The sequence below is a fragment of the Niveispirillum cyanobacteriorum genome (assembly GCF_002868735.1).
GTDB classification, from domain to species: Bacteria; Pseudomonadota; Alphaproteobacteria; order Azospirillales; family Azospirillaceae; genus Niveispirillum; species Niveispirillum cyanobacteriorum.
On the sequence record NZ_CP025612.1, the window covers coordinates 897,435 to 923,695 of the forward strand.

A 26,261-nucleotide genomic window follows, 5' to 3' on the forward strand; every position below is an offset into this window, starting at 1 on the left:
TGCCAGCGTGAAATGCCGACTGCAATGACGGGGGGGCAGTCCGCTACCGATGGTCTTTCAAATGGCCTGGGCCGTTTCCCAAATGGCACTGATGCCCCGCTCACCATCCCGCCGATCCAGCTGCACGATCACATCTACGACAGATCGGGCATAGGCGATGGTGTCCTGGACCGACAGGTTGAACCCGGTCTGCATCACCATCAGGGCCAGTTGCTGCAAGGCACCCTGGGGGCTGTTGGCGTGAATGGTGCTGACGGAGCCGGGATGACCGGTATTAACGGCGCGTAGGAAACTGACCGCCTCCTCGCCCCGCAATTCACCCAGCACGATCCGATCAGGGCGCAGCCGCAGGGAAGCCTGCAACAGGTCATTGGCAGTCACCCGCGCCTCCCCCATCTCGCCTTTTACGGCCACCAGGCCCAGGGCATTGGGGGCGGACAGGGTGATCTCCGGCGTATCCTCCACCACCACCAGCCGTTCCTGTTCCGGCATCTGCCGCAGCAGCGCATTCAGGAAGGTGGTCTTGCCCGTGGAGGTGCCGCCGCTGACCAGGATGGTGCGCCGTGCCCGGATGGCGTCGGCCAGATAGGCGGCGGGGTCCTGCATCGGGTCACGCCCGCGCCAGCCATCATCAGGCGCCGGCGGCAGGGCGCCATAGGCGGACAGCGGCACATCGACCAGCCGGTGACGGCGGATCGCCATGGCCCAGTGGCCCCGCGTGGCGGATGGGGCCACAAACTGCACACGCGCCCCATCAGGCAAGCGACCGGACAGAAGCGGCTGGTTACGGTTGATACCTTGGTTGGACAGGCGCGCCACCTGTTCGGCAAGCCTGCGCAGCAACTGATCGTCGATGCGGGGGTCCTGGTGACAGCCCATGCCGCGACCCGCCCGTTCCGCCCAGACTTCGCCGGGCCGGTTCACCATGATCTCGGTCACCCGCTCATCCCCCAGCAAGGGCTGAAACGGGGTCAGATATTCAGACAGATAGACGGCATCATTCAGGACGGCGACACTGGCATTCATGACCGGCCTCCGCCATTGGCAACAAGGGAGAAATCCAGATCGCGGGCCACGAAGACGCGGATCGGTTCCCCCTGATCGACGCGGATCGTGGGCGGGATCTGGCTGTCACGCTGTGCCGCCACGCCTGCCGCCGACTGCGACCCCGACAGGATCAGGGCGGCATTGCCGATGGCCGACAGGGCGCCCACCACCGACAGCATGGTGGCTGACCCGAACCGTTCAACAAAATGCGTATCGACATCACCAGACAGGCCCGACTTGCCATCGTGGCTGATGGCGGGCGATGCCAAGGCCACGGACACACCATCGGGCCGGATCAGCCGGGTCCATAGCACATAAACCCGTTTCTGCCCCGCCTGCAGCCCGGACTTGTACTGTCCGATGAGGCGGGAGGTACGGGGCACCAGCACGCGACTGCCATCGAACGACCGCACGTCCTGGCTGACCAAGGCGCGGACATAACCGGGAAGGTCGCTGTCGATGGCGGTTTCCAGAACGGCGGGAATAAGGGCACCCTGCGCCACCGTCGTGGCCGGTGTGATGGCATGCACGGCGCTGGCCGTATCCACGCCGCCATTGCCGACCCGCATCGCAAACGCTTCATTCTCCGACAAGGCCGCTGGCGCGTTTGGGGCTGCCGGGTTTACGGGCGCAGTGGGGCCTGCCGTGGGTGCCGTGGCCGGCGCCGGCACGGACATGTCAAAGACCATGACGGGGGCGGCCAGACGCTGCGGATCGGGCGTCCGCGCGGGAACCGGCGCTGGTGTCACCGCCGCCGGTACCGGGGCCGGGGTTGGGACCGGCAAGGCGGCCACCGGGGCCGGCGGCGGGACGGGCGGGGCCGGCAGGGGCGCTGTTTCCGCTATCGGCTGCCGGGCCTGGTTCAAACCCCAGAAGGTCAGGCCACCCAGCGCGAGGATGCAGGCCACACCGGCGGCCATTCCCAAGTTGCCCCCGCTGTGGCGGGCCGCCACCACGGGGTAATGGGTGCGGCCGGCCAAAACCAATGCACCAGCGGACATGGACAGGCGGGGATCGTCACTGACACGAACGGTGTCGGCGGTGAAGCTCATCACTGGGTCCTTTCCGCAGTCTGGGTGGTCTGGATCAGGCTGGCCGTACGCTTGCCATTGCGCAGGGTGATGCGGCGCGGCACGCCGTCCAGGACGATCAGATCATTGCGCATGGCGTAATTGGCGGGACCTTCCACCCCATCCGGTCCGGCCACCATGATGGCTGGCACCTCGGCCCCGGCTTCCCAGCGCAGATACGTTGAATGACCATCATCAAAAACGTGCGCCGGCAGCATCTTCTCCGGCCCCTGCTTCTCCCACGCGAAATTCAGGTCGCTGGGCTGGGGGACCGCCAGCTCTTCCGAGACCTTTGGGGCCGGGTTGGACGTAATGTCGGGCGGCGGTGCCTCTGCCACGGTGGGGGCCGGCGGCGTAAACGGCTTGGGATAGCTGAAGCGCATGACATAAAGCGGCCCGCCCTTGCCCCCGGTCGTCAGGTCGAACAGATAAGTGCGGCGGTCGGTGACCACCGTCATGTTGGTGCGGCTGTCGGGCAGGATCGGCTTCAGGAACAGCAGGTCGGCGCGGCGGTTGGGCGTCACCTGCCATCCGGCGCTGTCACCGATGGCCACGTTTTCAATCCGCTCGCCCGCTTCAAACTGAATTGTAGTCTGGATGCCGGCGCGACCGGGTACTGTAACCACGGTGGCTTCATCATACTGTGTCCAGATGATGCGGTTATCGGCAAAGCAGGGCGTGGTGGACAGCAGGACCGCCAGCAGCGGCAGGGCCAGAGGACGCTTGGTCATGACGGTGTTCCTTTCACGGCCGGGCTGCGGAAACGCTGGCCCAGGCCGGTTGCAGGGCGGTTGGATCGGGGGCCGGGGCCGGGGACCGAACGGGCAGCATCCCCTAGGGTCTGAATGTTGGCACCGGGGGCAGTGGCGGCTGGCCGGCTGGCGCCACCACCCATCCCGCCCAGGCGCAGGTCCGAATTTGTGCTGGGCATCATGACGGTTGCGGCGGTTGACATGGCACTGATCCGCGATGCGGCGGGGGCCATGGCGGCCACGGGTGCGGCGGCAGTGGCAGTTGCCTGCGCCGTCCGGCCCTGTGCCCCTCGACCGATAGACGCGCTTTGCGGACCATGCAGGTTCAAGCGCCATCCCCCCGTCAAAGTCGATGCCACCCGCAGGACAAGCAGCATCAACAAACTGAACACACCCGCGCCAAGCAGGACCGACACGGCCAGTTCCGGCGTCGGCGTGCCGCCGGAACTGGCAAGGTCCGACAGCGCGGGTGCGATCAACGCCAGCGCGCCTGTACCCACCAGCACCGTCAGCAGGGGCACGAGAGCGAACAGAATGGATGCGCGCAGCCACCCCTCAAACAGCCCGCTCGTCGCACGAAACAGGGCCAGCACGATGAACACCGGCCCCAGGGCAAGCAGGGCGGCCAGCGCGATCTTGGACGCGACCAACACGCCCACCGTGCCGAACAGCAGCAGCAGCGACGCGATCCACAACAGATCCGCCGGGCGCATGCCGGCCAGCATGGTTGGCTTCTCCCCACCAGCCACCACCGACTGCCGGGCCGCATCCAGGACAAGCTGAAACAGCTGATCCAGACGGTCGGCAAACAGCGACGGGGCCGATCCCCGCGTGCCGGCCAGCAGCGAGGCCAGATGGTCGGGTGCCCCGACCAGCAGGTTCCACACCACCTGATGATAGGCGGCCCAGGAGGTGGCAAAACACAGGACCAGACCTAGCCCCATCATGCGCGGGGTCAGGCTGGACAGGCCGACACCCGTGCGCCCCGTCAGCATGCGGATCGCCATCAGCGCGACATACAGCGTCAGCAGCAATGTCAGCGCCTGCTCCAGCGCTCCGTCGGGGCCCAGCAGGGTGGAAAAGGCCTTTTCCGTGGTCTGGGCCGCCAGACAGTCGACGGCGCGCAGCGCGCCGGCAACCCCGCCCGCACCATCCAGACTGGAATATCCGGGGCAAGCCAGGGTCGTCATTCTGCGGCCAGCCTTTCAAGCCCCGACAGGTCCGTCGCGTCAGGCCAGGGTGTACCTGTCAGACGCGGATACCAGCGGGCAGGATCATCGCCCGTGCTAGCGCGGATCATGTCCAGGCGGCGGACATTCGCCTCCCGCCCCGACAGGACCATCAGCATGTCGTTCATGCCGCCCAAGTCCAGCCGTGGCACGATGGAATGGTTGGCATGGCGGACGAGGAAGCAGCGCCCATGCGCCGGCAGGCCCCGGATCAACTCCAGCTCATGCGCCGAAAGGCCAAATCCGGCGCAGTAGTCATCCTCCCGCGCCTTTGGATTGGGCATGAAGATCATGGTGGCGGTCTGCTCGACAATGGCACTGGCGATGCGGCTGTCCAGTGCGTCTCGCGCCGATTGCGTGGCAAAGCCGACAATGGCGTTGCGCTTGCGCAGCGTCTTCAGCCAGTCGCGGATGCGGGCCGCAAAGACGGGATCGTCCAGCGCCTTCCAGCCCTCATCGATCAGGATCATGGCCGGATCACCGTCCAGCCGTTCATCAATACGGTGGAACAGATACATCATGGCCGGCGTGCGCAGGGCAGGCACATCCAGCAGCGCCGTCATATCAAAGCCCAGAACCCGAGCGTCCAGATCCAGCCGGTCCACCTCATTATCGAACAGCCACGCATGTTCGCCGGCACCGATCCAGGGCGACAGCCGGCTGGCCAGATCGCCCGGCATGGGCCGCGTGGCCCCCGACAAAAGTTCACGGAAATGCCGCAGGCGACGCAGGTGCGGGGCATGCTCGAAACAGGCATCGACGGCATCGGCAATCGCTGCCTCTTCCTCTGGTCCTTCCGCCTTCAACAGGCAGGCCAGCCATAGACGCAGGAAGGCACGGTTGACGGCACTGTCGGGCAGGTGCAGCGGGTTCATGCCCGACGGTTCACCGGGCAGCAGCCGGCTATAATGCCCACCGATCCCGCGCAGGAAAATCTCCGCCCCCCTGTCCTTGTCGAAGAAGATGGTGCGCGGCTTGTATTTCTGCGCCTGGGCAGCCAGGAAATTCAGCACCACGGTCTTGCCCGACCCGGATGGGCCGATGATGGTGAAATTGCCCAGGTCGCCTTCATGAAAGTTGAAGAAGTACGGGGTGGCGCTGGTTGTCTCGAACATGGCCACGGCATCGCCCCAATGGTTGCCGCCGGCACTGCCCAAGGGGAAGCCGTGCAATGACAGGAAGCCGGCGGCATTGGCGGTGGAGATCAGGGCGCGGCGGACCAGAAAACGCTCATTGCCGGGGAACTGCCCCCAGAATAGCGGCTCCAGATTGACATCCTCGCGCACGGCGATTGCGCCGATATCGGCCAGGGCGGCACCGGCCAGGGCCACGGCATCATCCAGACCCGCCATGTCGGATGCGCGCACCAGCAGTCCCAGATGATGATCGCCGAACCCCACCTGCCCCGCCGAAAGCGCGTCGCGCGCCATCAACATCTCGGCCCGTTCGGTCACCGTCTCCTCATCCGTCGCACGGTGGCGGCGCAGCGCCAGATCCATGCGTTCGCGCGCCGTCTGCCGGTCCACCGGGGCGAAGCTCTCCGTCAGGGTCAGTTCGACCGGCAGGCGAAGAATATTGTCCAGAAGACCGGCACGCGTCGCGTCCGGATATTCCTTCACCGACAGGCCGGCGGCCACCTGCCGGCCTGTCGGTCCCGCCAGTTCCAGCGCATCAACACCAAAGCTGACGCGGGAATAGGGGATATGGCGACCGATGTCGGTGGCCTTGGGCGGCAGCAGCACGGGCCGCATCTCCCCATTATACAGCGCCGACAGCAGTTCCAGCACCTCTGAACAAGGGCCATAGGCGGTGTCATAGGTACCCAGCACGCGGGCGCCATAGGGTTCCAGACCGGCCAGCAGGGCCGTGACGGCCGCTTCCAGGGCTCGGCGGTCGGCATCCAGGCGCTGGGCCGACCGACCCTGCGACAGGATGCGATCCAGCAGCCCGGCCTTGCCCCGTGCTGGGCGGCGCAGGATGGTCAGGAACTGTTCATTGATGAACAGTCGCCGGTCGGCCAAGCGTTCCTGCCAGCGTCTGTCGATCAGCCCGGCCAGCGGGCTCTCGAAACTGGCCGTCAGTTCCGGCTGTATCCGACGGCGGATGACATGGTGATAAACCACATGCCGCGCATCCAGGGCAGACCGCAGCATCACCTCCCGCACCGCCAGCCGGTGGTTCAGCGCCTCTGAATCTTCCGTTTCAAACGGCAGACCCGCCACATGGATGGTGCGCAGCAGCGACCCGTCGCGTAGCAGCAGGCTGCCATCGTCCAACAGCGCCTGATAGGGCAGCCGGTCCCAGGCGCTGGCTTCACGACCGGCCCAGGAAGCAGGACCTTTCCATGTCGGCATTGGACTTCTCCACCAAAACAGGGCGTCATGCGCCGTAGGAGTTGCTGCGCCAGCGCTTCCAATTGCGGACACGCGGGCAGGTGGTGACCTTGGTCAGCCAGAGATCGAAAATGCGTGGTTCGCGAAGGCAGGCCAGATAGCCGGCGGCATGCACCAGAAGTGCAACCGGCAGGGCCAGAAAGGACCGCGTGACCAGAAAGGCCTCGGTCGTCACCAGCAGATTGATGACGAAGAAATTATAGGTCACGCCCGCGAACATCTGGGGCCGGGTCAGGGCACGGAATACGGGTGCGCGGGCCAGCATCAGCGGGACACCGACGTCGTTGCCTGGATGCCAGAGACGATAGCCCCCGCACCGAACAGGATGAAGCAGCCCAGGACCACGGTCGCCCCGAAGCGCCAGTTCATCCGGCCCGTCAGCATCAGGAAACCGACCGCAGCCACCGCCATCACGGCGACCGTGGTCGCAACATTGCCCATCAGGGTGCCCTGCATCCAGGACAGGGCGGCGACAATGGGGCCAGCCCCCTTTGGATCACCGCCGGCATTCTGCGCCAGGGCCGCATGGGCCGACAGCAGCAGGGGCGCCAGCGCCGCTAGGGTTCGTTTCAGGGTACGCATGCTTTTCTCCCTTGGTGTCGCATCGGACTGGGACCAAGGGATAGGGGACGGGCTTTGCCGGCATATGTCGGGACGATGGAACCCCTCGCCATGTTGTGTCAGGCGCGTTGCAACCGGGGGCAAAACCGTTTGCCCGCTGCAACATGCTGAAACAATCCGACATGGAGAGGCGATTTTCGGCTCGTACAGAGAAGGTCACGACGCCATAATCGGGATATGGATCTGATGACCCGCATATTGATCGTGGATGATGATCCGGGCCTGCGTGGCCTGATCTCCACATTCCTGGAACGGCACGGTTACCGCACCGACACCGCTGGCAATCCGCCTGAAATGCGGGCGAAACTGGCTTCGGGCAGCTACGACCTGATCGTCCTGGACGTGATGATGCCGCAGGAGGACGGGTTAACCGCGCTGAAGGGGCTGGTGGCCGGGGGTGGTCCGCCGGTCATCATGTTGTCCGCCGTGGGCGGGGATGTCGACCGCATTGTCGGCCTGGAAATGGGTGCGGAGGATTACATGGAAAAGCCATGCAATCCGCGCGAACTGCTGGCCCGCATCCGCACCGTCCTGCGCCGCAACCGTGGTGCTGCCGCCACGGCGGAACCGGCCACCGCCGCCCTGCCACCCGTGGCAGAAAACTGGATCGGCTTTGCCGGCTGGCGCATGCAGCCCGACAGCCGCATGGTGGCGGCCCCGTCGGGCCAGGATGTGACCCTGTCGGACGCGGAGTTCCGCCTGCTACGCGCCCTGGTCGATCATCCGCGCCGCGTGCTGACCCGTGATCAGTTGCTGGATTTCGCCCATGGCGAAAGCACCGATCATTTCGACCGCGCCATCGATGTGCAGATCAGTCGTCTGCGCCGAAAACTGGCCGCCGCCGATGACAGTGCGGAACTGATCCGTACGGTGCGCAATGAAGGCTATATGTTTGTCCCCACTGTCACGCGATAGGGATTGCGATAGGGATTGCGGCATTCCCGCCACACCCCTTCAGGAACCCGCCAATTTACCGCCGACATAATTTTTCAGGCGACATAATATGACGGGGCCGGACGGACCCTTGAAATACGTCTGACATTCCCAGGCAACATCCACCCGCCATCCCTTGAACCGCGAACGGCGGTGCCCCCGTCGGACACCCCCGAAACGGAGATAAGAGATGAGCGAACATCATATCGAGGATCATGACCGTGGTCTGCTCTTCGACCTGGAAACCCTGAACACCAAGATCCTGGAACGCCGCCGCGCCCTGTCGCTGCTGGGCGGCGCCGGTCTGGCGGCCCTGCTCACGGGCTGCGGCGGTGGCGGCGGGTCGGACAGCACAACGACCAGCAGCACAACCACCACGGGAAGCACGACGGGCGGAACCACCACTGGCGGCACCACCACCACCGGCGGTTCCTGCGTCGATTATGCAAGCGAAACTAACGGCCCCTACCCCGCCGACGGCACCAACACCTCCAGCGGCGCCACCTCCAATGTGCTGACCTCCTCCGGTGTTATCCGGTCGGACATCCGGTCCAGCTTCATCAGTTCCACGACCCAGGCGACGGGCGTGCCGATGACGCTGACCATCACCTTGCAGAATTCCACGGGCTGTACGCCGCTGTCGGGCTACGCCATCTATATCTGGCACTGCGATGCGGCGGGCAAATACTCGCTCTATGACCTGCCGACCGAGAGCTACCTGCGCGGTATGCAGATTTCTGACAGCAATGGCCAGGTGACGTTCCAGACCATCGTTCCCGGCTGTTACCAGGGTCGTTATCCGCATATCCACTTCGAAGTTTTCACCAGCCAGGCCGCCGCAACCAGCGGCACGGGCCGCACCGCCGCCCTGATCTCCCAGTTTGCGGTACCGGGCAGTGTCTGCGCCACCGTCTATGCCGCCGGCGGCTATGGCAACAGCACGGCAGCCCTGAACGCTGTCACCCTGTCCAGCGATAATGTCTTCGGCGACAACACCGCCGCCCAGATCGCCGCCCAGACCCTGACCATGTCGGGCAGCGTATCGGCCGGTTACACCGCCAGCGTGACGGTTGGCGTCTGACCCTGCGGCCGGTGGCTTGCCCCTTTCGCGGAACCGGGCCACCGGCCTATGTTGTTATTGTTTTCCCGGCGCATGGTGGCTGCCCTGTTGAAGTTGCCCAATCTTCTGGCCCGCTGGCCCCTGTTCGTCCGCATCTTTGTGCTGATGCTGGCAGGTGTGTTGCTGGCCCAGGCGTTGAACTTCCTGCTGCTGCTGGCAGCCCCCATGCCGCCACCCAGCCAGCACATGTTGGCCGGTGTGGCAGCAAGCTTGCGATCGGGCATTGCAGCACCCGGTTTTGAAGTCACCACCTCCGGTAAGCCGCCCCCCAATGCCGGTCCGTCGGATCGGCTGCGCGCCAACCGGCAATGGCTGGTCAATGCGCTGGGGGAGGATGAAAGCTTCGTACGACTGGAACTGCGCGGGCCCGGTGATCCGGGTGGCCGCGGTCCTGGCCCGCGCGGCTTCCCCGGCGACCCTGATGGGGATCGCCCACCGCCACCGCACGGTGACCGCCCGCCACCGCCCGACAGGGGCTTTTCCGGCCCCCCACCGGGAACTGGACCTGAACCGGGGCCGGGACCAGGGCCGCGTTTCGGCGGCATGGTCCATCGTGACGACGCCATCATCGGCGACTTCTCCGCCGCCCTGAAACTGCCCAGCGGGGAATGGCGGATCGTGCAACCGGCAGGTGGGGGCCTGCGCGGCTGGTACTTGAGGATGTTCTACTGGCTTATCGCAGGGCTGGGCGTGGTTGTGCCACTCGCCTGGTGGTTGGCACGGTGGCTGGCGGGTCCCATTGCCATGTTTGCCCAGGCCGCAGAACGGCTGGGCCGCGATCCCGCCGCCCCGGCTGTCCCGACCAATGCGGGCCCGCCAGAGGTGCGCGCCGCTGCCACCGCCTTCAACCAGATGCAGGAAAGGCTGCGCCGGTACGTGGATGACCGAACCCTTTTGGTTGCCGCCATTGCGCATGACCTGCGCACCCCTCTGGCCCGGCTTGCCTTCCGGCTGGAAGAGGCGCCGGACGCCGTGCGTGAGGCGGCGGCAGGCGATATCGCAGAGATGCGGGAGATGATCGCGGCGACATTGTCGTTCGTGAAGGACCTGTCCCAGCCAGTCACACGCAGCACCATCGACCTTCAGGCACTGATCCTGCGCCAGACCCAGGCCAGTCGTCAGATGGGGGAGCCGGTTGCCGACGGGGTCATGCAGCCGGCCTGGATTGAGGGTGACGCATCCGGTATCGCCCGCATGCTGGACAATCTGATCGGCAACGCCGTCACCTATGGCAGTTCCGCCCTGGTGCGTTTGACGACGGAGAAAGACAGCGCGGTAATTGAGGTTCAGGATGAAGGATCCGGCCTTCCCGATGCCCTTCTGGAGCGTGTGTTCGAGCCCTTCTTCCGCGTGGAACCTTCACGCAACCGGCATACCGGCGGGGCGGGTCTGGGTCTGGCCAGTGCGCGTGCCGTGGCACGGGCCCATGGGGGCGATATTATGCTGACCAACCGCCCGCCAGGGGGATTGGTGGCCCGTGTCACCCTGCCCCTGAAGCCCATGTAGCTGCAACTCGGTTAAGAATTCATTATAGTATATTTTGGATACAAACTTTCGTCTGATCGCTAGGGCCCAGACTCAATCAGGTCCAGTACGCTACGATGGTTGCAATTACGAGGGTGGATAGGAAGTTTCTGGCGAGCTTGTCGTATCGAGTTGCGACGCGTCGGAAGTCCTTGAGGCGGCAGAAGACGGCCTCGACCATCCACCGGAATCTGTACCTGACCTTGTCGAAGCGGATGGGCTTCTTGCGTGACTTTCTGCCGGGAATGACGGGCTTAGCGCCCCTCTCCTTGATCTTGGCCCGCAATTTATCGTTGTCATATCCCTTGTCGGCCAGGACATAGCGGCAACCATCAACCTCAGCCAGCAGGGTCTCGGCCATCGTGATATCGGAAACGTTGCCCGCCGTTGCTTGCAAGACCACCGGGAAGCCGAGCGTATCCGTCAGGGCGTGGACTTTTGTGGTCTGACCGCCCCTGGAAATGCCAATTGCTTGCGCGTTGCCCCCCCTTTTCCGCCGTGGGCACACCGATGTGCCTTCACGTAGCTGCCATCCATGGCCACGCTGGTCGTGATCCACTGCCCGGCGGCCAGCGCCTGTAATATCCGGTACCAGTGTTTGCGTCCGGACCAGCGGTTGAACCGATTGTAGACCGTGGTCGGTGGGCCATATTCCGGCGGACAGTCCTTTCAGCGGCAGCCGATCTTGAGTACATGAATAATCCCACTGATGATGCGACGGTCGTCAACACGCGGCGCACCAACGGTATGGCGGGGAAGGTGCGGCTCAATCGCTGCCCACGCTTCATCCGAAAGCCAGAAAATCCCCTGCATTCAATCCTCCAACGCATTTTTCACGCCTTGGAATCACACTCTCACAGCAATTTCAATGCACTATTACGGTTCTGTCCCTAGACTGCCGTAGCATCCGGAAAGAGAAAGGGAAATCCACACGCCTTGACCCAATCATGAACCAAGCCGCATAACTCAATGGTGGCTCAATTCTCGACGGAAATCCCGGGTCAGTTCCGCGTGAAAATCAACAGACAATGCCAATGAAGGGCCGGAACGCCGCCCGGCGACGCATTTCGTCGACGGGCGCATCGTCTTCCCCGATGCGTCCGGCAAATGGTCGGTGTCGCTGTGGGGCAAAAACCTGAGCAATGAGGTGAAGCGTACTTTCCAGGGGGTGTTCCTGGGCGCTAATTTCGGCGCTTCCAACCCACCTCGCACCGTTGGTGCGACAGTCACCTGGAGAATGCGATTTGACGCGTCCAGCTCCACAGGATCTGCTACGCCTGTTGATGGAGGCGGCGGTCAACGCCGCCTCCCCCGTTACCTGCGTACCACCCCATCTGCCGCCGCTCCCGAAGGGACGCACGATGGTGGTCGGGGCCGGCAAGGCAGCCGCCGCCATGGCGGCGGCTGTGGAGCAGTGCTGGCAGGGGCCAATTTCGGGGCTGGTCATCACCCGCTATGGCCACGGCGTCGCGTGCAGCCGAATAGAGGTGGTGGAAGCCGCCCATCCGGTACCCGACGAAGCCGGCATCCAGGCCACCACCAGAATGCTAGCCCTGTTGAAGGGACTAACCGCGGACGACCTTGTTCTGTGCCTGATATCGGGGGGCGGGTCGGCCCTGCTGGCGTCGCCGGCACCGGGGCTGACGCTGTCCGACAAGCAGTTGGTGGCCCGCGCCCTGCTGAAAAGCGGGGCGACCATCACGGAGATGAATTGCGTGCGCAAGCACCTGTCGGCGGTGAAAGGTGGGCGTCTGGCACGCATGGCCGCGCCGGCCCCGGTTCACACGCTGATGATCTCCGACGTGCCGGGCGATGATCCGGCCACCATCGCATCCGGCCCGACCCTGCCCGATCCTAGCACCCGGACAGAGGCGCTGGCCATCCTGTCGCGATATGGGATCGACGCACCTGTCGCCGTCACAGGCTGGCTTTCCAACCCGGAAAGCGAGACGCCGAAATCGTTGGATGATCTGCCCTCGGGCCGCGCCATCCTTGTGGCAAGGCCCGCCGATGCCATTGCGGCGGCGGCTGATCTCGCACGGCGCATGGGTGTGGCCCCGATCTTCCTGGGCAGCGCGATTGAGGGCGAGGCCCGCGATGTCGCGGTGCAGCATGCCGATTTCGCGAAAGCGGTTCTGGCCGGTGATATCCCCACCCCACGCCCCTGCGTTCTTCTGTCGGGCGGCGAAACAAGCGTGACCGTGCGGGGACAGGGCCGGGGCGGACGCAATGCCGAATTCCTGCTAGCGCTGGCCATTGCACTGAGCGGGCTGCCTGGCGTGCATGCGCTGGCCGCCGATACCGACGGCATTGACGGGTCGGAGGATAATGCCGGCGCCTGGATCGGACCCGATATCCTGGCACGCGCCACGAACGCCGGCATCTCCGCTTCTGAACGGCTGGCCGACAATGACGGCTATGGCTTCTTCCATGCCCTGGGAACCCTGCTGTTCACAGGGCCGACACGAACCAATGTGAATGATTTCAGGGCCATCCTGATCGAATGAGGATTGATTGAATGAGCAAGGAACGCCCCTGATCGGCGGGCATGACGCGACCTTTTTCGGTGCCGTGGGCTGGCCCGCAACTGTGCCGGACCATGTCTCGCTTTGGGGCTCGCTGATCCAGTTCCGCCACAAATTCGACCAGTATGTGAATCTGCGCCCCTTCCGCCTGATGCCCGGCATGGCAAGCCCGCTGGCAGGCCCCAAGCCAGGCGCCATCGAATTCTATGTCGTGCGCGAGAATACGGAGAGAAATATTCCTCCATCGGCGGGCGCACCTTCCCCGGTACCGACCGCGAAGTCGTGATGCAGGAAACCGTGATGACCCGGATTGGCACCGACCGTATCCCGAAATACGCTTTTGATCTGGCCCAGCGACGAGACAGAAAGCACCTGACCTCGGCGACCAAATCCAACGGCATCGCCATAACCATGCCCTACTAGGATGAACGGGTGGACGCGATGGCCGCGCATCATCCCGATGTGCGCTGGGACAAGTGCCATACCGACATCCTGGCCGCTCATTTCGTGCAACATCCGGATTGGTTCGACGTGGTCGTGGCCTCCAACCTGTTCGGCGACATCCTGTCCGACCTGGGGCCGGCCTGCACCGGCACCATCGGTATCGCGCCGGCCGGCAACATCAATCCCGATGGCCACTTCCCGTCATTGTTTGGGCCTTTCCATGGTTCCGCCCCCGACATCGCCGGTCAATGGATCGCCAACCCGGTGGGTCAGATATGGTCTGCCGCCCTGGTGCTGGACCATTTGGGGAATGTGCGGCGGGAGCCGCCATCGTGACTGCCATTGAGACGGTTCTAGCCCAAAAACATCTGCGCACCCGTGATCTTGGCGGGCCAGCAGATACCGTGACCTGCGGCAAGGCCATTGCCGATGCCCTGCGCTGACCACCCCCCTACCTCCAGTCATAAGTTAAATTGTGTACCTGCGCATTTATCATCATTGGACAATGATGCTGCCGACGGGCACTTCCTTCCCAAAACCATTGCCGGTCCGGCCCAATGCCACCCGGTCAAGTTGATGCGAAGGGAGGAAGACAATGACTTTCCAGCCGAACTGGCGCAACGGCCTGATGGCCACCACCATGCTGGCCGCCGCGATGATGCCGGCGCAGGCGCAGGAGGCCGATGACAGCCTGGTGCTTGAAGAGATCGTAGTGACAGCGCAGAAGCGGGCGGAGCGCCTGCAGGACGTGCCGCTGGCCGTCAGCGCGCTTTCCGCCGACGCTCTGGCCAATTCCCAGGTCAGCAGCACGGCCGGCGTTGCCGCCCTGGTGCCCTCGCTGACCTATACGCAGTCGACCAGCGACCTGAACAATAATGTTCGCATTCGCGGCGTGGGCACGGCCCTGTTCAATGCTGGTCTGGAATCCGCTGTGTCCTTCGTGGTGGATGGTGTCGTCATGTCGCGTCAGGGCCAGGGTTTCCAGGACCTGATCGACGTGGAGCGGGTGGAAGTGCTGCGCGGCCCGCAGGGCACGCTGTTCGGCAAGAACGCCACCGCCGGCGTGATCAACATTGTGACCAAGCGCCCGTCGCGCGACTTTGAAGGTGTCGCTGAAATCGGCATCGCCGAGCAGGGCGAATACCGTGCCCGGGCATCCGTCTCCGGCCCGATCAGCGAGACGGTGGGCGCACGCCTGACCGGCTATTATACAGACAATCGCGGTTATGTTTACGATTATGGCCGTGGTGAGCATGTCTATGGCGGTCGCGATGTCGGCTTGCGCGGCAAGGTCGAATGGCAGGCTACGGAAAACCTGAACTTCTTGTTCACCGCCGACATCCGCGACAGCGAAAGCGATTGCTGTCAGCCGATCCCCTACCTGACGACCAACAGCGTTCTGGCCGCCATCCGGGGCCCGGTCGTTGCCTCATCCGAAAACCGCACCGTCAATAGCGGCGATACCCGGACCTTCGCCAATTCCGATCAGGCTGGCGGATCGGTGGAAGCCAGTCTGGACCTGGGCGACCATGTCCTGACCTCCGTCACCGCCGTCCGCAACTGGAAGATCGAGAATAATGTCGATGTGGACGGATTCAATTCGGCGACGCCACTCTATCTGCCGTTCGGCAATGGCTATTTCGGCGTCAATGGCGGTACCGCCGATATCAGCCAGTTCACACAGGAACTGCGTTTGGCGTCGGCCGCGAACCAGCCGCTGACCTACACGTTCGGCCTGTTCTACTTCAACCTGGACCTGGACCGCGCGTTTACCCGCCGCGTGGGTGGTTGCGTGACACCAGGCACCGCCTTCGGCCAGCCGTGCGCCACGTCCTTCTTCTCCTCTTCCAATCACGAGGCGAATACCAAGACAGACAATTACGCCGCCTTCGGTCAGGTTGAATATGAACTGACCGATGCCCTGTCGGCCTTTGCCGGCTTCCGTCTGCAACGGGAAAAGGTGTCCTACAGCGGCACCCGTTTCGGTTCCGCACCCTATACCGGTGACCGATTGCTGTTTGCCGCCTCCACCGGGTCGGGCAGCGTTTCCGATACCGACCTGTCGGGCAAGGCCGGCCTGAAATATGAGATCGACCGCGATGCCCAGACCTATTTCACCTGGTCGCGTGGCTATAAGGGCCAGGGCTACGACGTCGAACTGACGGCGAATTTCGCGAGCCAGTCGCCCGTGCGACCGGAAACGGTGAATTCGTACGAACTGGGCTGGAAGCAGCAGGCCCTGAATGGCCGCCTGATCCTGAACAGTGCTCTGTTCTATGCCAAATATCAGGACCTGCAGGTCCAATCGACCATCGCGCCGAACGTGTCGGTTCCGACCAATGCCGGCTCCTCGGTATCGAAGGGGGCAGAGATCGAGTTCCAGGCCCGCGCCACCTCCGCGCTCAGCATCAATGGCGGCGTCACCTTGCTGGATGCCAAGTTCGATGCCGACCGCATCGCCTGTGCTCTACCGGCTCAGGCATCGGCGGTTACTCTGGCGACGGGGGCAGCGGAACCGGTCAATAGCTGCTTCCGTCTGGGCAATGGCACCGTCCAGAATGTCCGTGGCGGTGACCTGCCTAACGCACCACGCTGGCGTGGCAATATCAATGTCCGGTACGAGGATGAAATCGCCACCGACTGGAACGGTTTCGCCCAGGTCGGGTTCAACACACAGAGCGGTACCACCTTCTCCCTGGAGCAGGATGCCGGTCTGACCCAGGGCGGTTACAGCACCATTGACCTGTCGGTCGGCGTGCTGTCGCAAGATGACCGCTACCAGTTGACACTTTATGTCCGCAACCTGACCGATAAGCATTTCGCGACGGGCATGCAGCGCGACAACATCCTGACCAACGCCGCCAACCCCGGCAATATCCTGTATTTCACGTCCAAGGAAGCGGCCCGGTACATGGGTGGCACCCTGCGCGTGAAGTTCTGATCCCAACCGGCCGGCGGCGCCCGACAGGGATCGCCGCCGGTCCCTTTCTTTACGAAAACCCCTTAGGCCGCCATGATCCATGACGTCGCCATCGTCGGCTGCGGTCCCGTCGGGGCCACGGCCGCCCACCTGTTGGGAAAGACCGGGCTGTCGGTCCTGGTGGTGGAGCGCGAGCCCGACCCGCACCCCCTGCCACGCGCCGTCCATATCGACCACGAGATGATGCGCATCTTTCAGGGCATCGGCCTGATCGACCGGCTGCTGCCCCTGATGCGCGAAACCGATGGACACCTGCATATTGGCGCCGATGGCGGGGTGATCCGCTATCTCGGTTCCGCCGGACAGGCCCGGCCCTTCGGCTGGGCCAACGATTACTTCTTCTATCAACCGGAACTTGAAGCCATGTTACGCGGCGGCCTGACCGCCTACCCGGCGGTTGATCTGCGCCTGGGTGCGGAGTTGGTGGGACTGGACCAGACTGACGGGCATGTCACCCTGCATCTTGCCGACGGTGGTCTGGCCAGCGCCCGCTATGTCATTGCTTGCGACGGCGCGCGCAGCATGGTGCGCAAAGCGCTGGATATCCGCCTGGACGATCTGCGGTTCGAAGAACCTTGGCTGGTCGTGGATGCCGAGCTGGATGGTCCGGTACAGTTTCCCGCATTCACGGGCCTGCCGCCGGCGGCGAACCTGCAGAAACTGTCAGTAATGCTGTGCGATCCGCGCCGTCCAGCCACCATCGTGCCGGGGCGCGGCAACCATCGCCGCTGGGAATTCATGCTACTACCCGGCGAGGATGACCGGGAGATGATGCGGCCGGACAAGGTGGCGGAGTTGCTCGCTCCTTGGGTGGCGGGCATTCCGCATCGGCTGGTCCGCGCCGCGACTTACCGGTTTCACGGGCTGGTGGCGCTGGAATGGCAACGGGGCCGGGTGTTCCTGGCCGGTGATGCCGCGCACCAGACCCCTCCCTTCTTCGGCCAGGGCATGTGCCATGGGTTGCGCGATGTCGTCAATCTGGCCTGGAAACTGGAACTTGTCCTGTCGGGCCGGGCGGATGCCGCCTTACTGACCAGTTATCAGTCGGAACGTGACCCGCATGTGCGGGCAGTGATCGGCGCTGCTGTGGCCGCCGGTCGCTATATCTGCGAACTGGACCCGGCAAAGGCGGCGGCCCGTGATGCAGAGATGCGCCGGCGTGCGGCCACACCGGGGGCCACCGCCGCCGATCTGATCCCGGCTTATCGGCAGGGTGTGGTCGGTAATGGAGGCGGTCCCCGTTTCATACAGCCACGCGTCACCGATGCCGCAGGAACCACAAGGCTGCTGGATGATGTAACGGGCGGTGGCTTCGTGCTGTTGCGCGGGCCTGAGGCCGCTGACATCGCCCTGCCCCCCTGCTTCGACAGTCTTGGCGTGAACGTCTGCCACATCGGGCGGGATTGTCTGGATGAAAGCGGCATGCTGGCCACGTGGTTCGACCGGCATGGGCTCGGTCCTGCCGCCTCCGTCCTGCTGCGCCCCGACGCCTATGTATTCGGCCTTGCCGCGGATGACGCAGATCTGTCCGACCTTGCGGCCCAACTGGCCGTAACCCTGCACATGATGAAGGAGGGAACTACATGTCCAGCCTGACCCTGGCCGCTGCGGCCACTATCGTGGATGAGGCATTGGCCGAGGCCCGCCGCCGCGACTATGCCCCGCTCTGCGTCGCCGTGCTGGATGCCGGCGCGCATCTGGTGGCACTGAAGCGGGAGGATGGGGCCAGCCTGATGCGGCCGCAGATCGCCATCGCCAAGGCCACGGGCGCCCTGGGCATGGGCTATGGCAGTCGGGAACTGGCCCGCCGCGCCAATGCCTCTCCCACCTTCTATAACGCCCTTTTCGCAATCAGCGGCGGGGCCATGGCGCCGTCGCCGGGCGGTGTCCTTATCCGCGATGCGGCAGGCACCGTGATCGGTGCCGTCGGGATCAGCGGCGATACCGGCGACGCGGATGAGGCCTGTGCCCTGACTGGCATCGTCGCCACGGGCCTGACCGCCGATCCCGGCCTTCCCACCACCTGAAGGAGGCGGACTATGCGCCTGCGCAGCATTGAACTGAATTTGCCGGGGGCCGCGGAGGCTGCGGACTTCCTGACCGGTATCTGGGGTTTAGCGCATTCTGAAACCGGATCGGACGGCACGCGCTATCTGCGCGGTTCGGGTCCCTTCCCCTATCTGGTTGCCCTGACGGACGCGGATGGCCCATCCATCCGTTGCACCAGCTTTGTGGCCGATGAAGCTGTGGTTGCCGGCATCGCAGAGCGGGCCCGTGCGGTCGGCTGGCCCGTGCAGGACACGGTCTCGTCCGATCCCGGTGGCGGGGCCGGCATCTTGGTGCAGTTGCCGGAAGGGGAGGTTTTCCGTTTCCTGCATGGTGCAAGCGAAGTGGCGCCCATCGAAGGCCGTGACCTGCCCATAAAGCTGACCCATGTGGTCATGAACGCCACCGATGCCGAGGCAACAGCCAGCGCCACTGAAAAGGTGTTGGGCTTCCGCGTGTCGGATCGAACCAAGGGCATGGTCTTCGTCCGCTGCAACAATTCCCACCATTCGGTGGCCTTTGCGCGGGCGGGCCACAGTTCCCTGAACCATATCGCGTTCGAGATGAATGATCTGGACGCCGTGATGCGCGGCATCGGGCGACTGCGCGACAGCGGCATGGTTCCCGCCTGGGGACCGGGCCGGCATGGGCCAGGCGACAATGCCTTTGCCTACTTCGTGGCGCCGTTCGGTGCCGTGGTCGAGTTTTCCACTGCCGTGGAGATCGTGCCTGACGATTACCGCGTCGGCGCACCCGATGATTGGACCTGGCCGAAGAACCGTATCGATCAATGGGGCATCTCCGACAAGGACGTGGCCGCCCTGGCCGCTGCCGAACGCAATTTCCGTTATCGCCCCTTGGCTGTCTAAGGACCCGTAAATCCATGAAACTGATCAGCTTCCGCCATGGCGCCATCGACAGTTACGGTCTGGTCGATGACCAGCAAGTGCTGGATCTGGGGGCCGTCGCCGGTGCCGAGGCACCCGATCTAAAGACGGCCCTGGCCAAGGGCCTGCTGTCCACCCTGGCCGCGCGCCCTGCCCCCACCCTGCCTTACGCATCCGTGACCCTGCTGCCGGTCCTGCACAATCCGGGCAAGATTTTCTGCGTGGGCCATAATTATGAAAAGCATCGGCAGGAGACGGGTCGGGCCAAGGTGGCGCATCCCTCCATCTTCACTCGCTTCGCCGACACCCTAATTGCCCATGGCGCCCCTATCGTGCGGCCACGGGTATCCACCAACCTGGATTTCGAGGGCGAACTGGCCATCGTCATCGGCAAGGGCGGGCGTTATATCCCCGAAGATGAGGCGATGGCCCATATTGCCGGCTTCACCTGCGCCAACGACGCCTCTGTGCGCGATTGGCAGTGGCATACGCAGCAATTCACGCCGGGGAAGAACTTCCCGTCTACCGGTGCGCTGGGCCCCTGGCTGGTTACGGCGGACGAGATCACGGACCTGCCCGCCATAACCGTGACCACGCGCCTGAACGGACAGGTGGTGCAGCAGGCGCCACTGGCCGACCTGATCTTCCCGCTGCCGGTGATCGTGGCCTATCTGTCCAGCTTTTCCCCCCTGTCGCCGGGCGACGTGATCCTGACCGGCACGCCAGGTGGGGTGGGTGCCAAGCGCGAACCCCCGCTCTGGATGAAGCCGGGCGACGTGGTGGAGGTGGATATCTCAGGCGTCGGGTTACTGCGGAATGAGATTGTTGACGAAGCGTAATATAGAAGGGGGGCGGAAATTCCGCCCCCCTTTTTCCTGATCCGTTTTCGTAATGATCAACCATCTCTGCCAAAGCCGGAAGGGTATAGCGGCTTCTCACTGTCCGCAGACACGTCCGGCAACTGTTTTTCCACCGCCTGCATGGACGAGGGCAATTCAAACGGCAACCGCCCCTGGAACCGGGCCTTCCCGGTCAGCAGGTCCAGCAGTGCGGCGTCAGAGGCGCCGAAATCGCCGATCAGAACACTGGCCTTGTCCTTGATGGGACCAAGGATGGCGGGGCGGTCCAGATAAGTGCTGACAATCACGGGCAGGCCCGCCGCCGCCGCGCGTTCCACGGCTAGACGGTCCGGATTGTCCGTGGCGAAGGCCAGCGAGCCCTCGTGGTGACGGGAGCCGAAGAAATAGGCCGGCCGTGTGCTAAAGGGTGTCGCAACGCGCAGCAAGGCGATATCGGCCTGCTCGGGGGTGTTCACCACCGTGAAGCCGCGCGCGGCAACGCTGGCCGCATCCATCTTCCACAGCCAGACACGCGGCTTCGCCTTGGGGTCCAGGGGCAATGTACCGGGTGCCGCCTCCAGCAGGACAAGCGACCGGCGCTGTGCCTCCATGGCCTTTTCCCGGTCGGCGGGATTACCGACGATCGTTTCCGCTGCATCGGCATCGACATAGGGGTTTTCGAACAGGCCAAGCTGGAACATCACCACCAGCATGCGGCGCACCGAAACGTCGAGCCGGCCGGGCGTGATCCGCCCGCTTTCGACCAGCCGGACGAGAATGTCCGGGTCCATGACGCCGCCGAATTGATCCACCCCGGCATCCAGCGCCTTGGCGAAGCGTTCAGGCTTGCTCAGGTCTTCTACGCCCCAGGGCATGCCAACCTCGTCATGCTTCAAGGTGCCTTGCAGACAGGGCGTCAGGCAATCGTCGGTGATCTTCCAGTCAGTCAGCACGAACCCAACGAAACGGTAGGTATCGCGCAGCAGCTCGGTCAGCATCTGCCGGCTGAACCCGGCGGCCACGGGTTCGGCGGGGCGGCCATTGATGGTGACATCGACGGGCAGCTTGCCATAGGTGGGCATAACGCCGGTCGTACGGGCACGGAAGGCCCCCTTGAACGGGGCCACATGCCGGTCGAACCAGCCGCCGGGAAAGACTATGTCGCGGCCATAGGGATTGTGCGCGTCATAACCGTCGGGCTGCGCGCCATAGCCGGCCCAATGTTTCACGACCGTGGCGACACCACCCGGTGCCAGCCCATCCGCCGCCCCCTGAAACCCCTCCACATACGCCTGAACAAAACGTTCAACCTTCACCGGATCATCACCGAAAGTGCCGTTGGTGCGCGGCCAGCGCGGCTCGCTGGCCAGGTCGGCCATGGGCGACAGGGCCATACTGATGCCCATGGCGCGGTATTCCCGCGCCGCAATGCGGCCGAATTCGCGAACCAGATCGGGATCGCCCGTGGCGGCCATGCCCGGCGGTTCCGGCCATTGTGTGGATCTGCCGGCACTGACCGTCAGCCCGAACGTAGCCTGGAAATGGTTGCGCGGATCGGAACTGATGACCAGCGGGATGCCCAGCGGGCTTTCCTCCGCCAGTTTCTGGGCGGCATTGGCCATGCTGGCCATGGCACGCGGCGCAACGGACACCCGATTGATGTAGAAGCGGATGTGCCGATCCCGGATCTGGGGCGCGATAGCCGCCATGTCCCAAGGATTGCGCAAGCCCCCATCCAGGCCCGGCGGATTGCCATGCATCAGCAATCCCGCCTTCTCCGCCGGATCCATGCGACCCGTGAGATCGGCGGCACGGGCGCCAGGCGTCTGCCGCCAATCCTCGTAAAGGTCCAGGCGGCCATTGCGGTTCAGGTCCTTGAACGACAGGCCGTCGACCCGGATCACCGGCGTAGTGCGGTAACCCAGCGTGGGTTGGGCCGGGGTGCCGGCATGGGCGGCGGCGGCTATCGCTAGGATGGCGGCGAAAGAAAGGCTCAGATGCTTTTTCATGAAAACCCTCAAACGCCCCTGGGCGCAGCGGTAAGCGCCGGTTGCAGGGTATGGCGGCGGGAAAGGAAGATCAGGGCAGCACAAAGCTGTGCAAGGGCCAGCATGGACAAGGTGATCCACAGCGCCCCCGATTGCTGCTGCGCCACACCAATAAGCAGGGGGCCCATGACACCGCCGATGCGGTTGACGCCGACCGCAACGCCCACGGCGGTGCTGCGCAGTCCGGTTTCGTAGCTCATGGCAATGAAATTGTTCATCACGGCCTGCGCACCGAAGACGCAGGCGCCGACCAGCGCCACCACGATCCAGGCGGCGTTGGTGCCGATGGCAGGGATCAGCAGCAGCAGGGTGACCATCCCACCGATGAAGCCGGCGGCCATGGCATTGATCTGTCCATGCCGGTCGGCCAGCCAACCGGACAACCCGCCGCCCACGATCTGCATCGCCATTAGCAGTGAGCCGTAGGCAAAGGCGGCCTGTACCGGCGCCCCTTGTTCCAGAATGATGCTGGGCAGCCAGCCTGTCAGACCATGGATACAAAACAGGCTGAGGGCGCCCCCCACCCAGATGGTCAGCGTCACGCCACGATACCGGGACCCCAGCAGATCCGCCACCCGCGCCTTGCCATTGACCGCTTCCCCGGACAGGAACGTCGTGGCCTGGCGATAGGCATCGGCCCGTTCGGGCCGGGCACGCGACAGGATGGCGGCGACATCCTCATGCCGCCCCCGCGCCACCAGGAACCGCACGGATTCCGGCAGCAGCCGATATCCGATCAGAGCCATCGGCAGGGCCAGCGCCCCGATGGCGTAAAGCCCGTGCCAGCCCCAGGTCGGCGCGATTGCAATGCCGGCCAGACCGGCGGCAATCCCGCCCAGGGAGAAGGGCAGAACAAAGGCCAGTGTGGCGTAGCGGTTGGCACAACGTGCAGGCGCCCATTCATTGATGTAGACGAAGGCCAGGGGCGAGATCATGCCAAGGCACACGCCCAGAACGGCGCGCAGGGCGCAGAAGATCACAAAGTTAGGCGCCCACAGCCAGAGTGCCAGACTGGCCAGCCCCAGCCCCGCGACAGCAGCCAGCAGCACGCGGCGCCGGCCCCAACGATCCGCCAACGGCCCCTGCAATAGCGCCCCAGATGCCAGCCCGGCCAGCCCGATAGACAGCATCAGACCGATCTGAAACGGGCTGAGCGCCCATTGCGCCTTCACATAGGGCGCGACATAGGCAGCATTGAAAAGGTCGTACCCGTCGATGAACAGGATGGCGCCCATCAGCAGCGCGAACCGGACATGGAAGGACCCAAGGCGCATATCGCCCAGTTCCTGGGCCACGTTGATCGCACGATCAGACATTCTTTCCCTCCCGGTGCCGGACTTCGCCAGCTTCACGGTTCAGCGTTGACACCGTTCAGTACCCCCTGTCAAATAATGATAAAGGGCATTGTCATAGGTTTGGGTTATGGCTGTCGAAGCAAGTCAGATCGCCAATCTGCTGGCCATCGCGAAATACGGCTCCTTCACCCGCGCAGCAGAGGAGAAGGGTATCTCGCAGCCGGCACTGTCAAACAGCATCGCGCTGCTGGAGCAGAGGCTGGGCGTCCGCGTGCTGGAACGCACGCGGCGCGGATCGACCCTGACACCCTATGGTGAAATCCTGGTGCGTCGGGCAGAGGGCGTTCTGTCGCTGCTCACCGATGCGGAAACGGAGGTGAAACGCCGCGCTGATGGGATCGATGGGCCTTTGCGCATCGGTGCAACACCCAGCGTATTGTCAACGCTGCTGCCCAAGGCGCTGCGCCTGCTGCTGGCGGATGCCGGGCCGGTGGATATCGAGATCGTGGACGGGCTTGATGATACGCTGGTGCCGATGCTGCGGTCGGGCGCCATTGATATCATCATCGGGCCGGTGGCGGAGATGTTCGGCAGTCCCCCGGACATTCTTGAACATGTCCTGATGCGGGACCCGTTTGCCATCGCGGTGGGACCAGGCAGCGCATTCTTCGACCGGGACAAAGTGTCACTGGCCGAACTGGCCGATGCGAAATGGGTGCTGCCCCGTCCTGGCAGCACCTATCGCCGTCATGTGGAAGCGCTGTTCATGACGGCGGGTATCGCATGGCCACAGAACTGTATCCTGGCTAATTCCCTGCCCGTCCTGGAGAGCCTGGTACGGTTTTCCGGCTGCGTCACCGTGGTGTCGCAGGTGCAGATAACCGAGCAGAAGAGTGACTTCAAGGTCGTCACCTTAGAAGGAGCCGGGTTCCGCTGCATCGGTTACAAGTTGAGAAAAAATATGAAGCCAAGTCCTTTGCTGAACCGGTTGCGGACGATCATGGAATCCGCTGTTTGACGCCGCCCACGCATTGTCCCGAAAGCCGGACCTGGAGGTCAGATGGCTATGGGGGTAGAGCGTCTGACCAACAATGCAAAAATTTAGCTGTTCCAATCTGATGGTAACGGGCGAACCTGTGCCAATTTACTCAGCACCCCGTGTAATGCGGATGCCCAGCTTCTTGACCCGGTGCCAGAGGCTGCGTTCGGTAATCCCCAGGCCTTCAGCAGCCCGCGCCTGGATACCACCGCAGTCACGTAGCGCCTGGGTCACGATGTCCCGTTCAATGCGCTCCAATTCCTCGTCAAGATTGCCGACGAAGCCCTGTTCGGGGGCCAGCTTGGGGCGCCCCTCGAACAGGTATGGCGGCAGATCGCCGAAATCCACCGTCGTTGCTTGCGCCACGATGACGGCACGTTCGATACAGTTCTGCAATTCACGGATATTGCCGGGCCAGGGATAGGCTGACATGGCCGTCAGCGCCGCCCGGGAAAATCCTGTCAGACGCTTCCCTATGGAGGCTGCATAACGGGCAAGGAAATGGGCCGACAGCGCCTCGATATCCGCCTCGCGCTCACGCAGGGCCGGCACCGTGATGGGGAAGACGTTGAGCCGGTAATAAAGATCCTCGCGGAAATTGCCCTTCGCCGCTTCCTGGCGCAGGTCGCGGTGGGTGGCCGCGATGAAGCGCACATCCACGGTCACTGTCCGCGTACCGCCCACCAGTTCAAAGCTCTGTTCCTGGATGGCACGCAGTACCTTGGCTTGCAGAGCAAGCGGCATGTCCCCGATCTCATCCAGGAACAGGGTGCCCCCATGGGCCAGCGCGAACCGCCCCTCGCGTGTGGCGATGGCCCCGGTAAAGGTGCCCCTCACATGGCCGAACAGCTCACTTTCCATGAGATTCTCGGGAATCGTGGCGCAATTGACGTCAATAAAGGGCTCATCGCGGCGGCGGCTATTGTCGTGGATGGCACGGTCGATCATCTGCTTGCCGGTCCCGCCTTCGCCGTGGAACAGCACCGTCGCGGGGCTATCACAGACATCGGTAATGTGTTTCAGCACCCTCTGGAAGGGCTCACTAGTCCCAAGCAGCCGGCCAAAATCGAACTTTTCGCGCAGTTCCTGACGCAGGCGACGGTTATCCTCCTCCGTCTCGCGCAGCTTCAACGCCCGACCGATGGTGGCGACCACATCCTCAATCTCGGACGGCTTGGCGATATAATCAAAGTCACCTTCCCGGATCAGGGCGACGGCATCTCGCACGGACGCATAGGCCGTCATGATCACCACCGGCATCTCCGGCCGTGCCGCCTGCAGGCTCGCCAGCAGGTCGCGCCCGCCCAGTCCCGGCATGCGCAGGTCGGTCAGTACCAGCCGCACAGGGTTCATGTTCAAAAAGCTCAACGCCGCCGCAACATTATCCACGGCATGGGCATCCAGACCGCGGGCTTGCAGCGCCGCCACTGTCACTTCGCCCAACCGCACCTCACACCTCATCATCAACG

23 protein-coding genes and 1 pseudogene are annotated in these 26,261 nt (G+C 64.0%); 13 read left to right on the forward strand and 11 right to left on the reverse strand.

Annotation, left to right across the window (positions count from 1 at the left end; translation table 11 throughout):
• Nucleotides 1-57: 57 nt before the first annotated feature.
• From C0V82_RS19685 to C0V82_RS19715, 7 genes are read right to left on the reverse strand one after another with little or no spacing between them, the layout of a single operon-like run.
• A complete protein-coding gene (locus C0V82_RS19685; protein ID WP_102114095.1) occupies nt 58-1,026 on the reverse strand; it encodes an ATPase, T2SS/T4P/T4SS family in 969 nt (322 codons plus the stop codon).
• Nucleotides 1,023-2,099 carry a TrbI/VirB10 family protein gene (locus C0V82_RS19690; protein ID WP_102114096.1) on the reverse strand — a complete coding sequence of 359 codons (1,077 nt, stop codon included), beginning with the start codon at nt 2,097-2,099 and terminating at the stop codon, nt 1,023-1,025. The genes C0V82_RS19685 and C0V82_RS19690 overlap by 4 nt, the downstream gene beginning before the upstream one ends.
• On the reverse strand, nt 2,099-2,848 hold the full coding sequence (locus C0V82_RS19695) for a TrbG/VirB9 family P-type conjugative transfer protein (protein WP_158660064.1): 750 nt from the start codon (nt 2,846-2,848) through the stop codon (nt 2,099-2,101). The genes C0V82_RS19690 and C0V82_RS19695 overlap by 1 nt, the downstream gene beginning before the upstream one ends.
• Nucleotides 2,845-4,059: a TrbL/VirB6 family protein gene (locus C0V82_RS19700; RefSeq protein WP_102114098.1), complete on the reverse strand. Its 1,215-nt coding sequence runs from the start codon at nt 4,057-4,059 to the stop codon at nt 2,845-2,847. Before C0V82_RS19700 ends, C0V82_RS19695 begins: the two co-directional genes overlap by 4 nt.
• Complete coding sequence (locus C0V82_RS19705) at nt 4,056-6,452, reverse strand: VirB4 family type IV secretion/conjugal transfer ATPase (protein WP_102114099.1); 2,397 nt, start codon at nt 6,450-6,452, stop codon at nt 4,056-4,058. The genes C0V82_RS19700 and C0V82_RS19705 overlap by 4 nt, the downstream gene beginning before the upstream one ends.
• 25 nt (nt 6,453-6,477) lie before the next feature.
• A complete protein-coding gene (locus C0V82_RS19710; RefSeq protein ID WP_188595137.1) occupies nt 6,478-6,756 on the reverse strand; it encodes a VirB3 family type IV secretion system protein in 279 nt (92 codons plus the stop codon).
• Nucleotides 6,756-7,073: a TrbC/VirB2 family protein gene (locus C0V82_RS19715; protein ID WP_102114101.1), complete on the reverse strand. Its 318-nt coding sequence runs from the start codon at nt 7,071-7,073 to the stop codon at nt 6,756-6,758. Before C0V82_RS19715 ends, C0V82_RS19710 begins: the two co-directional genes overlap by 1 nt.
• Nucleotides 7,074-7,298: 225 nt before the next feature.
• Here C0V82_RS19715 and C0V82_RS19720 point away from each other — a divergent pair, with 225 nt between their 5' ends.
• The 3 genes from C0V82_RS19720 to C0V82_RS19730 all read left to right on the forward strand — a co-directional run bounded on the left by C0V82_RS19720 (nt 7,299) and on the right by C0V82_RS19730 (nt 10,671).
• Entirely contained in the window at nt 7,299-8,027 is a 729-nt protein-coding gene (locus C0V82_RS19720) for a response regulator (RefSeq protein ID WP_308421118.1), read from the forward strand.
• A 208-nt stretch (nt 8,028-8,235) separates the two neighbouring features.
• Complete coding sequence (locus C0V82_RS19725; protein ID WP_102114103.1) at nt 8,236-9,126, forward strand: dioxygenase family protein; 891 nt, start codon at nt 8,236-8,238, stop codon at nt 9,124-9,126.
• Between the two features lie 87 nt (nt 9,127-9,213).
• Nucleotides 9,214-10,671, forward strand: coding sequence for a sensor histidine kinase (locus C0V82_RS19730; RefSeq protein WP_158660065.1), 1,458 nt, complete (start codon nt 9,214-9,216; stop codon nt 10,669-10,671).
• A 76-nt stretch (nt 10,672-10,747) separates the two neighbouring features.
• Here the strand turns inward: C0V82_RS19730 and C0V82_RS19735 are convergent.
• Nucleotides 10,748-11,502 (reverse strand): annotated as a pseudogene (locus C0V82_RS19735) (IS5 family transposase).
• Nucleotides 11,503-11,933: 431 nt separating this feature from the next.
• Here C0V82_RS19735 and C0V82_RS19740 point away from each other — a divergent pair.
• The 9 genes from C0V82_RS19740 to C0V82_RS19770 all read left to right on the forward strand — a co-directional run bounded on the left by C0V82_RS19740 (nt 11,934) and on the right by C0V82_RS19770 (nt 20,410).
• A complete protein-coding gene (locus C0V82_RS19740) occupies nt 11,934-13,196 on the forward strand; it encodes a glycerate kinase type-2 family protein (RefSeq protein ID WP_425438253.1) in 1,263 nt (420 codons plus the stop codon).
• Nucleotides 13,197-13,203: 7 nt separating this feature from the next.
• Nucleotides 13,204-13,500 carry an isocitrate/isopropylmalate family dehydrogenase gene (locus tag C0V82_RS27970; protein ID WP_425438254.1) on the forward strand — a complete coding sequence of 99 codons (297 nt, stop codon included), beginning with the start codon at nt 13,204-13,206 and terminating at the stop codon, nt 13,498-13,500.
• A 14-nt stretch (nt 13,501-13,514) separates the two neighbouring features.
• Nucleotides 13,515-13,637 (forward strand): hypothetical protein, encoded by a 123-nt coding sequence (locus C0V82_RS27975; protein WP_425438255.1) that lies wholly within the window; start codon nt 13,515-13,517, stop codon nt 13,635-13,637.
• Between the two features lie 18 nt (nt 13,638-13,655).
• A complete protein-coding gene (locus tag C0V82_RS27980) occupies nt 13,656-13,994 on the forward strand; it encodes an isocitrate/isopropylmalate family dehydrogenase (RefSeq protein ID WP_425438256.1) in 339 nt (112 codons plus the stop codon).
• Between the two features lie 259 nt (nt 13,995-14,253).
• The gene (locus tag C0V82_RS19750) at nt 14,254-16,599 is read left to right on the forward strand and encodes a TonB-dependent receptor (RefSeq protein WP_102114106.1); all 2,346 of its coding nucleotides are present in this window, start codon (nt 14,254-14,256) and stop codon (nt 16,597-16,599) included.
• Nucleotides 16,600-16,671: 72 nt separating this feature from the next.
• On the forward strand, nt 16,672-18,234 hold the full coding sequence (gene mhpA / locus C0V82_RS19755) for a bifunctional 3-(3-hydroxy-phenyl)propionate/3-hydroxycinnamic acid hydroxylase MhpA (protein ID WP_199772542.1): 1,563 nt from the start codon (nt 16,672-16,674) through the stop codon (nt 18,232-18,234).
• Nucleotides 18,222-18,665 carry a GlcG/HbpS family heme-binding protein gene (locus C0V82_RS19760; protein WP_102114107.1) on the forward strand — a complete coding sequence of 148 codons (444 nt, stop codon included), beginning with the start codon at nt 18,222-18,224 and terminating at the stop codon, nt 18,663-18,665. Before mhpA ends, C0V82_RS19760 begins: the two co-directional genes overlap by 13 nt.
• Nucleotides 18,666-18,677: 12 nt before the next feature.
• A complete protein-coding gene (locus tag C0V82_RS19765; protein ID WP_102114108.1) occupies nt 18,678-19,553 on the forward strand; it encodes a VOC family protein in 876 nt (291 codons plus the stop codon).
• 14 nt (nt 19,554-19,567) lie between these two features.
• Entirely contained in the window at nt 19,568-20,410 is an 843-nt protein-coding gene (locus C0V82_RS19770; protein WP_102114109.1) for a fumarylacetoacetate hydrolase family protein, read from the forward strand.
• Nucleotides 20,411-20,466: 56 nt separating this feature from the next.
• On the opposite strand, the gene C0V82_RS19775 is transcribed toward C0V82_RS19770, so the two are convergent.
• Together C0V82_RS19775 and C0V82_RS19780 are read right to left on the reverse strand one after the other, a co-directional pair.
• Nucleotides 20,467-22,419, reverse strand: coding sequence for a glycoside hydrolase family 3 protein (locus C0V82_RS19775; RefSeq protein WP_102114110.1), 1,953 nt, complete (start codon nt 22,417-22,419; stop codon nt 20,467-20,469).
• An 8-nt stretch (nt 22,420-22,427) separates the two neighbouring features.
• Nucleotides 22,428-23,774, reverse strand: coding sequence for an MFS transporter (locus C0V82_RS19780; RefSeq protein ID WP_102114111.1), 1,347 nt, complete (start codon nt 23,772-23,774; stop codon nt 22,428-22,430).
• A gap of 106 nt (nt 23,775-23,880) precedes the next feature.
• On the opposite strand from C0V82_RS19780, the gene C0V82_RS19785 reads away from it, so the two are divergent.
• Nucleotides 23,881-24,771: a LysR family transcriptional regulator gene (locus tag C0V82_RS19785; protein WP_102114112.1), complete on the forward strand. Its 891-nt coding sequence runs from the start codon at nt 23,881-23,883 to the stop codon at nt 24,769-24,771.
• Between the two features lie 126 nt (nt 24,772-24,897).
• On the opposite strand, the gene C0V82_RS19790 is transcribed toward C0V82_RS19785, so the two are convergent.
• Nucleotides 24,898-26,256, reverse strand: a complete 1,359-nt coding sequence (locus tag C0V82_RS19790) for a sigma-54-dependent transcriptional regulator (RefSeq protein WP_102114113.1) — start codon at nt 26,254-26,256, stop codon at nt 24,898-24,900.
• Nucleotides 26,257-26,261 lie beyond the last annotated feature (5 nt).

Bases quoted from the DNA above. Each gene is read 5' to 3' on its own strand.
- C0V82_RS19685 (WP_102114095.1), bottom strand. From the start codon at position 1,026: ATGAATGCCAGTGTCGCCGTCCTGAATGATGCCGTCTATCTGTCTGAA.
- C0V82_RS19690 (WP_102114096.1), bottom strand. From the start codon at position 2,099: ATGAGCTTCACCGCCGACACCGTTCGTGTCAGTGACGATCCCCGCCTG.
- C0V82_RS19695 (WP_158660064.1), bottom strand. From the start codon at position 2,848: ATGACCAAGCGTCCTCTGGCCCTGCCGCTGCTGGCGGTCCTGCTGTCC.
- C0V82_RS19700 (WP_102114098.1), bottom strand. From the start codon at position 4,059: ATGACGACCCTGGCTTGCCCCGGATATTCCAGTCTGGATGGTGCGGGC.
- C0V82_RS19705 (WP_102114099.1), bottom strand. From the start codon at position 6,452: ATGCCGACATGGAAAGGTCCTGCTTCCTGGGCCGGTCGTGAAGCCAGC.
- C0V82_RS19710 (WP_188595137.1), bottom strand. From the start codon at position 6,756: ATGCTGGCCCGCGCACCCGTATTCCGTGCCCTGACCCGGCCCCAGATG.
- C0V82_RS19715 (WP_102114101.1), bottom strand. From the start codon at position 7,073: ATGCGTACCCTGAAACGAACCCTAGCGGCGCTGGCGCCCCTGCTGCTG.
- C0V82_RS19720 (WP_308421118.1), top strand. From the start codon at position 7,299: ATGACCCGCATATTGATCGTGGATGATGATCCGGGCCTGCGTGGCCTG.
- C0V82_RS19725 (WP_102114103.1), top strand. From the start codon at position 8,236: ATGAGCGAACATCATATCGAGGATCATGACCGTGGTCTGCTCTTCGAC.
- C0V82_RS27975 (WP_425438255.1), top strand. From the start codon at position 13,515: ATGACCCGGATTGGCACCGACCGTATCCCGAAATACGCTTTTGATCTG.
- C0V82_RS27980 (WP_425438256.1), top strand. From the start codon at position 13,656: ATGGCCGCGCATCATCCCGATGTGCGCTGGGACAAGTGCCATACCGAC.
- C0V82_RS19750 (WP_102114106.1), top strand. From the start codon at position 14,254: ATGACTTTCCAGCCGAACTGGCGCAACGGCCTGATGGCCACCACCATG.
- mhpA (WP_199772542.1), top strand. From the start codon at position 16,672: ATGATCCATGACGTCGCCATCGTCGGCTGCGGTCCCGTCGGGGCCACG.
- C0V82_RS19760 (WP_102114107.1), top strand. From the start codon at position 18,222: ATGTCCAGCCTGACCCTGGCCGCTGCGGCCACTATCGTGGATGAGGCA.
- C0V82_RS19765 (WP_102114108.1), top strand. From the start codon at position 18,678: ATGCGCCTGCGCAGCATTGAACTGAATTTGCCGGGGGCCGCGGAGGCT.
- C0V82_RS19770 (WP_102114109.1), top strand. From the start codon at position 19,568: ATGAAACTGATCAGCTTCCGCCATGGCGCCATCGACAGTTACGGTCTG.
- C0V82_RS19775 (WP_102114110.1), bottom strand. From the start codon at position 22,419: ATGAAAAAGCATCTGAGCCTTTCTTTCGCCGCCATCCTAGCGATAGCC.
- C0V82_RS19780 (WP_102114111.1), bottom strand. From the start codon at position 23,774: ATGTCTGATCGTGCGATCAACGTGGCCCAGGAACTGGGCGATATGCGC.
- C0V82_RS19785 (WP_102114112.1), top strand. From the start codon at position 23,881: ATGGCTGTCGAAGCAAGTCAGATCGCCAATCTGCTGGCCATCGCGAAA.
- C0V82_RS19790 (WP_102114113.1), bottom strand. From the start codon at position 26,256: ATGATGAGGTGTGAGGTGCGGTTGGGCGAAGTGACAGTGGCGGCGCTG.